Origin of the sequence: Microcoleus sp. F4-D5 (assembly GCF_036704885.1) — a bacterium.
Classification (GTDB): domain Bacteria; phylum Cyanobacteriota; class Cyanobacteriia; order Cyanobacteriales; family Microcoleaceae; genus Microcoleus.
Map to the genome: position 1 here is coordinate 1 of NZ_JAUBSX010000029.1, position 14,839 is coordinate 14,839.

Annotated in this window: 3 protein-coding genes and 1 pseudogene; all 4 read right to left on the reverse strand. The window is 43.3% G+C overall.

Going from position 1 to position 14,839, the window contains the following annotated elements; genetic code table 11:
* Positions 1 to 244 precede the first annotated feature (244 nt).
* The 4 genes and pseudogenes from QUA80_RS33805 to QUA80_RS15315 all read right to left on the reverse strand — a co-directional run bounded on the left by QUA80_RS33805 (position 245) and on the right by QUA80_RS15315 (position 13,796).
* Positions 245 to 319: an AMP-binding protein gene (locus QUA80_RS33805; protein ID WP_445302241.1), complete on the reverse strand. Its 75-nt coding sequence runs from the start codon at positions 317 to 319 to the stop codon at positions 245 to 247.
* 48 nt (positions 320 to 367) lie between these two features.
* On the reverse strand, positions 368 to 1,210 hold the full coding sequence (locus QUA80_RS33810; RefSeq protein WP_445302242.1) for a phosphopantetheine-binding protein: 843 nt from the start codon (positions 1,208 to 1,210) through the stop codon (positions 368 to 370).
* A pseudogene (locus QUA80_RS15310) lies at positions 1,199 to 7,786 on the reverse strand (amino acid adenylation domain-containing protein); the annotation flags it as partial. The gene QUA80_RS33810 and the pseudogene QUA80_RS15310, both read right to left, overlap by 12 nt.
* Before the next feature lie 349 nt (positions 7,787 to 8,135).
* Positions 8,136 to 13,796 (reverse strand): AAA family ATPase, encoded by a 5,661-nt coding sequence (locus QUA80_RS15315; RefSeq protein ID WP_333425831.1) that lies wholly within the window; start codon positions 13,794 to 13,796, stop codon positions 8,136 to 8,138.
* Between the last annotated feature and the right edge of the window lie 1,043 nt (positions 13,797 to 14,839).

Consider the following 14,839-nt stretch of genomic DNA (forward strand, 5'->3'; position numbering starts at 1 on the left):
AATGTCATTGGTTTTCTCACAGGATGGTCTTGGATCTTACATTCTTTATCTCTAGCACATCTTTAGAAAAATGGTATGAACCAAAATCCGTAAGTGCGTAAGTTTGGTGGGTTTTAAGGGCAGTTGGGGGTTCAAAAGCGTAAGCTCCGAAAGAGCAAGGGTCAGCGATCCGGATCGGGTGCGATCGCCTGCCCTTTTGAAAGCGGTGGTTGATGTCTTGGAGCGTGTTGACTGTACCGGGATGCTAGATCGCTACCCCCTTGGGTTGACCAGTAGAACCGGATGTGAAAATTACATAAGCTAAGTTATCCGGTGTCACCTCAGTGTATAGCGAGCGATACTTTCTATAGAGTCGGGAGTTTCAGATTTATCCATTTTTATTCTTTCCTTGCATTCGTTGCTTTTGGCGATTGATTGCTTCTTTTTGTTTATTGATGCGATCGCGATTTTTCCCAACAGAGGATTTTTCCTCTGGCTCCTCACTTAAATATTGTGCCAAAGAGCTGATGGTTGGATATTTAAACATCTCAATCATTGAAACATCTCTGTCCATAACTTCTCTCAGTTTACTATGAGCCTGAGCCATCAGTAATGAATGACCGCCTAAATCGAAGAAATTATCATCGACACCTACTTTTTCTAAGTGTAATACTTGTTGCCAAACGGTAGCGATCGCTTGCTCGATATCCGTCTGCGGTGCAACATAAGTTGTTTCTAACTCTATGTTAAAAGCATCTGGAAGTGGTAGCGCCAGAGAGTCTACTTTACCATTAGATATCAGCGGCAAAGCATTCAAGAACACAAAGCTCGAGGGCATCATATAGTTGGGCAGCTTCTGCTTGAGAACATTGCGTAAACTCCTCACCGCTGTGCGCTGCAAAACTTTCGAGAAACCCTGAGTTTCCAGAAGATACTCTATGCTGTGTTGAAAAATATCTTGTTCGATCGCACCTAGCACCAACTCAATCCCTGCTTGGTTTGTCCGACACCAAGCGACTCTTCCCGCCAACCAACGCTCTTCACCGGAACCGGGCATACGCAAGCGCAGGCGGACGGTTTGACCGGACCCACAAATATCTGGCACATCCGCTAAGCCGACGCCACCGATGGAAATGTCTTCCGTGCGAAGTTCCACCGCAGGATGACCGTCAAATTCTGCCAGACATTCACTCTTGAAGGGAATACGTTCTGGTGTGAGGTTGGAAACGATATAGGCTACGAGGCGCTGATTGCCGGAGGCATCTTCCCGCTTGATAACTAAAGACTCTCGTACATCCGGGTGTTGGCTCAATATCGCCTCGATCTCGCCCAGTTCGATGTCCAATAAATTATTATCGACACCTACTTTTTCTGGGTGCAATACTTGTTCCCAAGCTGTAGCGATCGCATCTTCGATCTCAGTCTGGGGTGGAATATAATCCAACTGTGGGTTAAAAGTATCTGGCTCTGGCAGGGCCTTGCGGTCTATTTTGCCGTTGGGTGTCAGCGGCAAAGCATTCAAAAACACAAAGTTGGAGGGCATCATATAGTTGGGCAGCTTCTGCTTGAGAACATTGCGTAAACTGCCGACTGCCGTGCGTTGCAAAACTTTCCAGAAACCCTGACTTTCCAGAAGATACTCGATGCTTTTTTGAAAAATATCTTGTTCGATCGCGCTCAAAGCCAGCTCAATCCCAGCTTGGTTTCTCCGACACCAAGCCACACTTCCCTCCAACCATAGCTCCCGATCTAATCCGGGCAGATGCAGGCGCAGGCGGACGGTTTGACCGGGCCCACAAGTATCTGGTACGCCCAGTATGCCGACGCCACCTAAAGAGATGTCTTCTGTACGAAGTTTCACTGCCGGATTCCCGTCAAATTCCGCCAGACATTCACTGTTGAAAGGAGTACGTTCTGGTCTGAGGTGGGAAACAATATAAGCTACCAGGCGCTGGTTGCCGGAGGCATCTTCCCGCTTGATAACTACAGACTCTCGTACATCGGGGTGTTGGCTCAATACCGCATCGATCTCTCCGAGTTCGATGCGGAAGCCGCGAATTTTCACCTGCTGGTCGATGCGACCGAGGAATTCGATATTGCCGTCGGGTAGGTAGCGGGCTAAGTCACCTGTTTTGTAGAGGCGATCGCCTTGTTCGTGGCTAAAAGGGTTGAGGATAAAGCGATCGGCAGTTAGTTCGGGTCGGTTGAGGTAGCCCCGCGCTAAACCAGCACCGCCAATATACAATTCTCCCGGAATGCCGATCGGGACAGGTTGTTTTTGGGCATCTAGAATATAGACCTGCGTATTGGCAATAGGCCGACCGATGGGCGGTGGCTCGCTGCTATCGGTACATTCGGCAATGGTGGCACAGACGGTGGATTCGGTCGGCCCATAAGCATTAAAGAACCGACGCCCTGATGACCATTTGGCTATGAGGTCGGGGGAGCAGGCTTCTCCCCCAACAATGATTGTCCCCAAGGTAGGAAGCTCTTCAAAGCGAAGAACTGCCAAGACTGCTGCTGGCAATTCAATGTGGGTAATAGCTCGATCGCGCAACACCTCAGTCAGACCAGAACCTGCCAAAACAGCATCATTCGTTGGGATACACAGAGTTGCTCCCGAACACAATGCAATCACCAAATCGGAAGTTGCAACATCAAAGCTCAACGAAGCAAACTGGAGGACACGGCTGTTTGGTTGCACATTGAATATCTTAATCTGTGCTGCAGCCAGGTTGCATAGTCCTCGGTGCCCCACCAGTACGCCTTTTGGTCTGCCTGTAGACCCCGAAGTGTAAATCAAATAAGCCAGGTTCTCAGGGGTTAAGCTGCATCCAGGGTTTTCCTCACTCTGTCGCTCTATGACTTCCCAGTCTGTGTCTAGGCAAACGATACGCGCTTGATTTTGGGGAAGAGATTCAACTAACCGCGCCTGAGTCAGCAGCACTGGTACAGAGGCATCTTCTAGCATGAAAGCTAAACGGTCTGGGGGATAAGCTGGGTCTAGCGGCACATAAGCCCCCCCAGCTTTGAGAATGCCTAGCAGTCCTACTACCATTTCTAAAGAACGCTCTACACAGATACCCACCAATACCTCTGGCCCTACACCCAAATTGCGGAGATGATGTGCTAACTGATTCGATCGTTGGTTCAGCTCTTGATAAGTAAGTTGCTCATCTTCAAAGATTAATGCGATCGCATCTGGCGCGAGCTCTACCTGCTGTTCAAATAACTGGTGTATGCACGCATCTTTGGGGTCATCGGTTTCGGTATCATTCCACGCCGCCAACTGCTGCCGCTCAAATTCAGTTAAAAGAGGCAACTCCAAGATTTTCTGCTCTGGATTGGCAACGATTCCTTCCAGCAGAGTTTGGAAATGTCCGATCGTTCGGGAAATCGTGCTAGCTTCAAACAAATCCGTGTTGTACTCAATACGACCAATGATGCCCTCCGGCCTTTCCTCTACATCCAAAATCAGATCGAACTTCGCCGTATCGGTCTGGATATCCAGATAACTCACATTCCAACCCTCACTCAAAGATGGTATTAGAGGTTGAGGAGCAAACGCCACTTGGAACAAGGGGTTTTGGCTGAAGTTTCGGTCTGGTTGCAGTGTTTCTACCAGTTGTTCAAACGGCACATCTTCATGAGCATAAGCTGCCAAAGTTACTTCCCGCACCCTGGATAGTAGGTCTTGGAAACTAGGGTTTCCCGACAGATCGGTACGCAACACTAGAGTATTAATAAAAAATCCGATTAACTTGTCTATCTCCGGTCTGTTGCGACCTGCACTGAAAGTTCCCAGCACGATATCTTCTTGTCCAGAGTAGCGATAGAGCAAGGTCTTGAATGCCGCCAGCAGAGTCATGTAGAGCGTGACTCCCTCCTGTCGAGAAAGAGCCTTGAGTGCTTCTGTCACGTTTTTGGATAGGCTAAAACGTTGCCTTCTACCTTGGAAGGTGGGAATAGCGGGTCGGGGGTGATCTAATGGCAGTTGTAGGATGGGTAAATCGGCTAGCTGTTGCTTCCAGTAGTCTAACTGACTTGCCAGAATTTCTCCTGTAAACGACTGCCGCTGCCAAACAGCAAAATCGGCATATTGTAAGGCTAATTCTGGCAATACTAGCGTTTTGTCATTACCAAAAGCTTCGTAGAGTGCCGCTAGTTCGGGAAGAAATACATTATATATAGAAACACCGTCCATGACGATGTGATGGAATGTCAGGAATAACCTGTATTCTTCATCTGATAGCTGCATCAAAGTAGCCCGCAGCAATGGGGCCGAAGTTAAATCAAATGGTTGTTTTGTCTCTCTAGTTGCTAACCGCAAAGCTTCTGCTTCCCGTTGGCTGACAGGTAATTGCCTCAAATCTACAAACGCTAGATTGAAAGTATCGGCAGGTGGATCTATAACTTGAATCGGCTGTCCATCGACTGTAATAAAGCGCGTTCTCAAACTTTCGTGACGTTTGATAATTTCGGTGAGAGCTTTTGAAAGGACATTTACGTCAATAGCACCGGGAAAACGAATCGTGCAGGGTTCGTTATAAACAGGGGTATCGGATGCCAATTGTGTGAGGAACCACAATTGTTGCTGGTTCCATGAAAGAGGTAAGTTTTGGTTTCTAGAAACTGCTTGGATGGGAGTAGCTTGCAAGTGAACTTTTTCTGAATCGCTTTCTGAAATGCGCTGCGCTAGTGAGGCTATGGTGGGAGATGCAAACAAGCTGCCCACAGGCAATTCTACTTTTAATGTTTTGCGTAATCGGCTGTCGATCTGGATCGCCAGTAAGGAATGTCCGCCCAACTCCAAAAAATTGTCGTAAATGCCAACTCGTTCTATTCCCAGCACTTCAGCCCAAATCCCTGCTATCATTTCTTCGATCGGGGTGCGAGGTGCTACATAATTTTCTTGCAAATCGGGTCTGGAAGTGTCTGGTGCAGGTAGAGAACGGCGATCGATTTTGCCGTTGGGGGTCAGCGGTAGTGACTCCAACATGACAAAGCGATCGGGCATCATATAATCTGGCAGTTTTTCTTGCAGGAAATTGCGGAGATGCGGTATCAACTTTTGGGCAATATTTCTCTGTAACGGGCGATTGGCGTAGTGATGCCAAGGTTTGACGTTAATAGTATTTTTTTCGGTAAATACAATCTCTTGACTTTCTGCTACTTCTGTTGTGGAACGGTGTCGAAAAATTACGTCATAACTACCAGAATCACTTGCTTCTAACCAGCTAATGTCGATTTGATAAGGTAATTCTTGAGCTAATAACCAAAGTTCTTCTGGATCTATTCCAAGTGGGGATTGTTTTTGTAAACTCTCACGCCATTCTCTGACAGTTTCTAGCCCTGAGTTAGTGTTGAGCCATTGGATAGTTTTAATTTCTGTGTCTAGACGTGCGTTGGGGACTTGTCGCCAGCCGAGTATTTCTGGGGAAGTTGTTTGCAGCAATTGGCGGATGGATGCGATTGTCCAATCGGCTTGCCAGTCTAACCATTTGATATATTTGCTAGAAAAAACTCCTTCTCCTATATGCAGAATTACATCGTAGCGAAATCGAGTTAATTCATTGTGTTGAATGCCACGCTTGGGCAGAATTTCGACATAACCGATTTGTGGTAGATGTTCTTTTAAAGCGGTGAAGAAAGCTGGATCGATGACTAATTCTTCTTCTTGTGCCATTAGCGATCGCACTGTGGAAAGTAATTGCGTTCGCTCCATTTCTGGGGAGGCCCGATATAATTGCACGGAGGCATGATAAGCTTCCAGGAGCGGCAGACTCCGCAGATCTCCTAAGAAAATGTTGCCGCCATTACGGACTGCATTCACTGCGCCTTCTAGGACTTTCAACAAATACTCTATGCTGGGGAAATGCTGAATTACTGAGTTGATTACGATCGTATCGAGGCTGTCTGCTTCTATACCTTCAAAGTTGTCTGCCGTCCTTTCTAAAAGTGTGACATTCTCTAATCCCGGCACCGACATCTTCATCTGTTCGATATAGCGCAGTGCTTGTGGGGACAAGTCCGCAGCCCGGTATTGAGTGCAGTGAGGAGCAATTCGAGATAGTAATAAACCTGTTCCGCAACCGATTTCTAGAACGGATTGGGGTTGCAACTGGAGAATGCGAGCGACTGTATGCTCTACCCAGGAGCGCATCTCGTTTTCTGGGATAGGTTCGCCTGTGTAGCTACTGTTCCAACCGATAATATTAAAGGTTTGGTTTTGATGGGTAGGGGTTTGGCTGTAGGTATTGTCGTATAGCGATCGCCACTGCGAAATGAGTTCGGTATAGCTGTCTAACTCTGGCTCAGACGATGAAGAATCTTGTGGCTTTCCAACCACATAAGCCACGAGGCGTTTGTTACCAGGTACATCTTCTCTGACTGTGACAACAGCATCTCCCACTTCAGGATTTTGCCTCAGTGCCGCTTCAATCTCGCCCAGTTCGATGCGGAAGCCGCGAATTTTTACTTGGTTGTCGATGCGACCGATAAACTCGATGTTTCCATCGGGCAGATAGCGACCGAGATCGCCAGTACAGTATAGGCGATCGCCTGTATGAGGATGAGTAATGAAGCGCTGGCTAGTTTTTTCGGGATCTCGCCAATAGCACCTAGCTAAACCGATACCTCCGATGTAGAGTTGCCCCAGTTCCCCCTCCTGACATGACTCCATTGCTTCGTTCAGCACGTAGAAATGCTGGTTGGTCATGGCCCGACCGTAAGGAATGCTTTTCCATTCCGGGTCAACCTTGGCGATCGGATATAGGATAGACCAGATGGAAGCCTCGGTTGCACCTCCTAAGCTGATGACAGCAGGGGTTGAAGGTTGGTCTATAGTTTTATTTTCTTGTAGGGGCAATTCCCCTGCGATCGCCCCGTCAGGGTTTGGGGCAAGCACGGGGGCGCTGCCCCTACAGATGACCAAATCTTTGATTCGATCTGGCAAAGTCGGAGGTATCCAATCGCCGCTGAGAAGGACTAATCGCAGAGATGATGGAAGGGTTTTGCTATTACCAGCAGCATAATCCACAAGCATCTGCATCAATGGCGGTGCTGAGTCCCAGAGGGTGACTCGTTCTTGCATCATCAGATCGAGCCAGTCAGACGGGTCTGGCGTTGCGGTCGCTTTGGGGATAACAACAGTTCCTCCCGCAGCAAATAGACCGAAAATGTCATATACTGACAGGTCGAAGCTGAGGGAAGATACTGCTAAGACGCGATCGACTGCTTTGACTTCAAAACGTTGGTTAATATCGAGAAGCGTGTTGACGGCACCGCGATGCTCGATCGCTACTCCCTTAGGTTGACCAGTAGAGCCGGATGTGTAAATTACATAAGCTAAATTATCCGGTGTCACTACTGTTTCAGGGTTTTCTTCGCTGAAGCGATCTAATGTTTCTGAATTGCCATCCAAACAGATGATCTGCGCTTGATGTTCGGGAAGAGACTCGACTAAATGCCGTTGTGTTAGTAATACTGGCGTTTGGGAATGTTCCAACATAAATGCCAGTCTATTTTGGGGATAATTCGGATCTAGTGGTACATAAGCTCCCCCTGCTTTGAGAATACCTAATAGACCCACAACCATTTCTAGCGATCGCTCCACACAGGCTGCGACCAATACCTCTGGCCCGACACCGAGAGTCTTCAGATAATTCGCCAATTGGTTAGCTTGGGAGTTTAACTCCTGATAAGTTAGCTGCTTCCCTTCAAAAATTACTGCAATAGCGTCAGGCGATCGCTTTACTTGAAACTCAAATAGCTGGTGGATGCACGTATCTTTAAAATTACCTAGCATTTTATTCTTCCTTCAAGCAAGCAATACTGAGTTTTTTGCTCCGTGCCCATAAGCGTTGCGGAGTTAAGAGCGAACCATAGCCAAAAGACTTAAATTATTTCAGTAAGTTTGCCCTCATCTTGGGGTGATAGTGGCAAACAACGACCCAATAAAGCTAGCTTCGGTAGACTTTTGCTGCGATCGCCTAATCATCTTATTTTATATCTTAAGGCGGCTACTTTTGTGATCTAGGTCACTATTTCATCTACATTTTGAAGCGAGGGATAAAAATCTTTACCCTCCACCCCATCGCTTTTCTAATGGCACAAGCCAAGTAAATTCCTAACAGCAAGCACAAGCTAAATCAATCTCACTTTTGCTGAGTTCCCTGTTTGAGAGGAATCTGAATCACGAACTCTGCTCCCTGTCCAGGAGCGGAAATACAAGTCAGCATACCATTATGTTTTTCTACTACAATTTGGTAGCTAATAGCCAAACCCAAACCAGTGCCAGAGCCGACACGTTTTGTAGTAAAGAAAGGGTCAAAAATCTTCTGCCTTACTTCTTCTGTCATCCCGGCTCCATTGTCGGCAATCCGAATCTCTACTTGGTTACTATTTATAACACTGGTACGAATACGAACTTGTGATTTTTTATTAGCCCTTGATTCTATAGGAGAAGTCGCTAATGATTCCTCTATAGCATCAATTGCATTGCTGAGTATATTCATAAATGCTTGGTTCAGGAAGCCGGCGTAACATTCTATTTCAGATATCTGACCGTACTCTTTAATAATTTCAATTCCAGGATGGTCGGGCTTACCTTTTAGCTGATTTTGCAACAATAGCAGAGTGCTATCTAGCCCTTCATGGATATCTACTCGTTTCATTCCCGCCTCATCCAATCGCGAGAAATTCCGCAGCGACAAGACAATCTGGCGGATGCGTTCTGCCCCTTGCTGCATCGACTCAAGCAGCCTAGGAAAATCGGAAATTAAGAATTCCAGATCGATACTTTCTGCAAAATTCAGAATTTCAGGAGTTGCATTAGGCAATTGATCCTGATAGAGATTCAGCAACCCCAGCAAGTCATGAAAATAGTCCTTAGCAGGGGTAAGATTGCCGTATATAAAGTTAATTGGGTTGTTAATTTCGTGAGCGATACCAGCAACCATTTGCCCCAGACTTGACATTTTTTCAGTTTGAATTAGCTGAGTCTGTGTCGCTTGCAATTCTTTTAGGGTAAGTTCAAGTTGAATTGCTTGTTCTCTCAGCAGGCTATTTTTTTGTTTTAACTGCTGAGTCCTCTCTTCTACTTTTTGTTCGAGCGTTTGGTTGTAATCCTCTAATTGTTCATTAGCTGTTTTCAAGTTTTGAGTAGCGGTTTCCAATCTCCCATAGAGCATCGCATTTTTAAGGGATATAGCTATCTGTGAAGAAAGTATTTTTAATAATTCCAGCCTCTCCATTGTAAAGGCACCAGTTGTTATGTTATTTTCCAAATAAAGAATACCTATCAGCTTGCCTTGATTAATAATAGGCATAGATAATATTGACTTGGGTTTTGTTTTTAGGAGGTAAGGATCGTTTATGAATCTTTGTGACACTGAGGCATCATTTAAAACCACATTTGCTTTAGTTATGCCTACATAATTAATTATGGTGAGCGGCAGATTCTCACTGTTTTCGACTGCTAATTCTGAACACAATACAACCACATCTCTATCCACAACACCTGTAGCTTCTATCACTAATTTCCCATCTTTTTCTAAGATCAAGCACCCTGTTGTAGCTCCAGCATTTTCCATCACAATTTTAAGTAACTTATCTAGCAACTTATCAAGAACTATTTCTTCAGCCAAGGCTAGATATGCTTTGTTCACAGTGGACAAATCCAAAACCGCCGAACTTCCTCCCGTGGTCAATGTTGTTGTTCTATTAATCTCTATGCCTGTGGATTCTCGCATCAGCATCTCGGAAAATACCAAAGGATATCTAGACTCTAAATCTTTAACTTTAGTTTTAGCTCCCCAACGAATATACCCGTAGTAAGCTTGTGTTAGATAAATTTGAGCAAACTTGTTTCTGCCGAGGGAGAAATAAAACTGTGCTGCTAGTTCCGATGCTAGTGCTTCTTCCTGAATATATCCTTGTTCTTTTGCTCCCGTTATAGCTAGGTCATAATATTCCATTGCTTCTGCAATTTGCCCTAAAACACGAGATTTTTCTGCCTCCACAAGCTCGTACTTATGCTTGAAGTTTGATGGAGCATCAAATGCCCATTTATGCATTTTTTGTTGATTTTTATCTACAATCACCAGATATTCTTGTTGCTCCGAGCTTGAAACTTGGGGATAGTGTAAAAGGAGAGCCAGCGAATAGTAGAAGTTGTGAGCAGCAGAAACTAGCATACCCATGACACTGACTGCGTGTTCTGCGGCTAAACTGGCGCTGGCAACAGCTTGCTGAGGTTCTTTAAACAAATAAAATAGCATCGTCTTGGCGAAATAGGTAAGAAACAACAAAATTCGATTATTAGTTTCTATAAAAATAGGTAATATTTGTGTTTCCTTAAAACTATCGCCAATCAATTGACATTTATCTTCAGTTTGTTTTTGAAGATTTAACGTCAGTTGGTGAAATATTTTAATGTAATAGATAGAATAGTCTTGTTTGAGTTTCAGTGCTAAATCAAGATATTGCCTTTGTTGCTGCTCTACAATGTCTAATTGCTCCCCAGTCAAAAACACGCTAGTGCAATAAATACTAGCATTATAGCTAACAAATTCTATATCTCCGGTTTCCAGCCCACTTTGCAGCCCCTCTCGTAGAGATACTAATGTTTCCTTAACATGAACTTTCCAAGGTTTTATCACACCATGAAATAAATTGCATACTTTACATTGAAGTTCTCTAGCGTTAAATTTATCCAAGAGCTTTAAAGCTAGCTCACCTGCATGATATCCGGCATCTATATCTCCGGTTATCGAATAAATGAAATTGCCATAAAAAACATACACAAAAGCCGCCATTGCTGAATGACCGTGTTCAACACAGAGCTTAGTTTGGGTAAGGACAAGCAGGGGCACAATATCTGGCTTCACTGTGTAAGCAGGAGAAATAACGCTCATCATTATCCGCAAGGCTGCTAATTGATATGGATCTGTCATTTCTGGGATGTTTTCCAAATTCTCAAGAGAAGGCAACTCAACGACAAAACCACCCTCACCCGCTTCATTTGACAAGGACACACCCAGCATGTCCAGCACTTGCAGCCCAGTATCAATGGCTTTTAACATCTGATTTTGAGCCATATAAAACTGGATTTGTAGCTCGTATACTTTCACTCTTTCGAGCAGAGTGTTAGCTTGTTGCAGAACTACTTCAGCAAGAGTTGCCGAGCTTTCGTAGTTGGTATTGAGGTATTCAGCCTCCACCGCTTCTACATAGAGTCCGAGCGTCAGGTCATAGTTACTCTGCCAACTGTTTTCTGGTAAAAGTTCTAAGCCTACTTTTAATAGCGTGACAGCAGCTTCATAAGCTGTTGCTGCTTTGGCTTTTCGACCAGCTATTAAATTTAATTGAGCAAGCTGGTATTTTTCTTCTTGCTTTGTAATGAATTCTACTCCCACATTGAGCTGGTTAACAATATCAAAGACATTTTCTTCTAGATCGTCTTGATTTGTATTGTGCAACAGTAGTTGGCCGATTTTCAGGTGGGTAGTTTTTTGCTGTTCGGTAGGAATCAGAGAATAAGCCGCTTGCTGCACGCGATCGTGCAAAAATTTGTAGGATACTTTGTAAGTATTAATTTCTGATTGGGTTCCTTGACCACTATCCATTACCAATGACTCATCAATATTGAAGAGTAAAGGAAGTTTATAGGCACTTTCCCCGATGGGTAAAATTAGGGCTTCCTGAAGCCCCTCCCACAAAGCAGATGCCGTTTCAGATATAGACTTTTCACTTACTATTGCTAAAACTTCTAAATTAAATCGGTTGCCAATGCAAGCTGCTAACTTTAAAACTTTCTGGGTATCTGGAGGCAGTTTTTGAATGTTTCTGGCTATGAGTTCAACGACATTAGAATCTGCGATCTCAACACTTTGAATTTGCCCCATATCCCACTGCCATCTGCCAATGCTGAAGTCAAATGTTAACAGTTTTTCTGCGTAAAGAGAGGTAAGAAATTGAGTTATAAAAAACGGATTACCTTGAGTTTTATTGTAAACTAACTCAGCTAATAACTTGCACTTTTCTATTTCATGGTTATTGTTTTTAGCAAGCAAACTTTCTCGATCAATTTCTCCGTGTTGCTCGGAAAAACAAGTAACAGGGGGGGCTGGTGATGAGCAGTTGTCACCCAACGTGTCAGCAACTAATTGATTTACTGTACTAAGTGTCAAAGGTTGGAGGACGATCTTATTTATTATTGCTCCGCATGAATAAATACTATCTAAAGTCTGCATTAAAGGATGAGTTGGGCTGACTTCGTTATCTCGATAGGCTCCAATTACCAATAAATATTGGCTATCTCGGTCAGTTAGCAGCACATGAAGCAATTTCAAAGAAGCAGAATCTGCCCACTGCAAATCATCTAAAAATAAAACTAGCGGATGTGCTTTTTCGGTAAAAATATGAATAAATTGTTTAAAGGCCAGATTGAAACGATTTTGTGATTCACTTGCTCCTAATTTAGAAACTTCAGGTTGCTCACCAACGATCAATTCCAATTCGGGAATAACGTCAATTATAACTCTAGTATTTTTGCCTAAATCATTTAAAATCTTCTGTTTCCAAAAGTGGATTTTTTCCGGGCTTTCTGTTAATACTTGGCGAATGAGCTCTTCAAAAGCTTCAATTAAGGCTCCATAGGGAATATTTCGTTTAAATTGGTCAAACTTACCTGCGATAAAATAACCCCTTGCTCCGACAATGGGTTTGTGAATTTCATAAACTAAGCAAGATTTACCTATTCCTGAGTAACCGGAAACTAGAACGATTTCGGCTGTTCCAGCGCTAACTCTGTCAAAAGCATCCATTAGATTGGCTACTTGTGTTTCTCGTCCGTACAATTTTTGTGGGATCAGAAATTGACCGGACTTATCACGCTCACCCGGAATGAAGTTAGAATTTTGGCCAGTTTGTTGTAATTTATTTAGACATTGTTCTAGATCGGCTTTGAGACCATAACCACTTTGATATCTATCCTCAGCAGTCTTGGCTAATAATTTCATCACTATGTAAGAAATTGCTTTGATAATCTTATCATTTTGAAGTTTAGATGTGGGATTATCGCTTGTAGTTTCAAGTGTGATGTTTGGCTTTTTTGCCATAATTTCCCAGAGGGGTATCGGCTGTTTCGCGATGTGGCAGTGAACTAATTCCATCGGATCTGTAGCCTTAAATGGTAATTCACCGCACAGCATTTCATAGAATGTGATACCTAAAGAGTAGAAGTCTGTCCGATAGTCAATTGAGCGATTCATCCGCCCTGTTTGCTCTGGCGAGATATAGGCGATTGTGCCTTCTAGTAAAGTGGGATGGCTGAGTGTTTGGGTTTCTCTAGACAAGCGCGTGGCAATGCTAAAGTCAGTAATTTTTACTTCTAGCGTAGCAGGAGTGATGATGATATTTGTCGGCTTAATATCTTTATGAATAATTTTGCGATCGTGCAACTTACCCAGAGTATCTGCTAACTGAATAGCAATTTTTAAAAACTTTTTTAGTTCGAGTTGGCGACCATTCAAAAACTTTTTGAGGGCTTCTCCTCTTGAATCTTCCAATATCAGTGCTAGACCATGATGATGATTTTCCAATCCATAGGGCTTGACAATACCTTCTATATTGAGATGTCGGGATATTTCATATTCATGTCTCAATTGCATAATCTCTTCGAGAGTAGGATAGTCTGCGATCAGGGCTTTGATAATCACAGCAGTCTGATCTTCCCTCCTCTCTGCGCGATAAACTACTGTCTTTGAACCCTCATTAATTTTTTCTATTAGTTTATAATTTGCCTTGATATTCATAAATATGGAACCTATCTTAACAATATAGTATTTGACGCTGTGCGAAAGTAAATTGTTGGGGTAGTTTCGCTAAAACTATCATTCTTTGTTTAAGATTTAACCAGGATTTTTTTAATTTTCGTTATTTAGATAAAAACTACCAGAATTACTCTAAAATATATGACCACTTTTATCTAAGTTTTATATTTTTGATGATACCACACCCTGCGGCTAATTAGATAGGCGCAAAAAAAATATAAATGTACCAACTTCGCTGTTGCGGTACAGGAGTTTGGCAATAAAATATGAGTCTTCGTCCCCGTATACTTGCAGCGGGTACTCTGACGCCTAGCAATGGCGAACAATCATCCGATCGCTGTTTTTCGATGAACTGTCCAACGTCATTGATTTTTAGAGTACCCGATCACAATTGCCCCTCACCGAATCGGTAGTCCTGAATAGTCAAAACTACCTATTATAATTTACTTATTCAATCTACTTTAAATTTTAGCTGATGAAATCTCCCAGGTGCAACTCTCAATATATTGTCAAAATTTGACTCTCGGATCGATGTTTTTCTATCTATCCCTGGAGTTGGTTCATATTTTCTGATGGTAAAATTACATGATAATTTAACCGATCGCCCTAAATTATTTATTTTTGAAAAAAGTCTATTATGAGCATGGAAAGTTAATGAAGTTATGAATTTATTTAAACACCTGAAAAAAAATCAAATATTTTGCAATTATTTAGAACCAGAAGCCAATATTTGACTACCAATACTATTAAGAAAAATCCCTTATTTCACTCTTCTGAAACTGTTAATCAACGCTAAAAGGATTGGGATCTGCTGGGTAAAACTATCGCGATCTCAGTGCAATCAGGAGTCTTTAATCTATGCTTTCACTACTTCGGTGTGCCGAGCTCACAGGTCAAATTTCTACTTGATTTATTTGCCAAACAGGGATGGCGCAAGGGATATTCATTTATTCTGAAATACAGAACATTCTGGCGAGAGTAACCTTGACAATTTTCGCTATTAGATTGCTCATATGGACGCCGAT

Coding starts and splice junctions, on each gene's coding strand:
- QUA80_RS15315 (WP_333425831.1), bottom strand. CDS start 13,796: ATGAATATCAAGGCAAATTATAAACTAATAGAAAAAATTAATGAGGGT.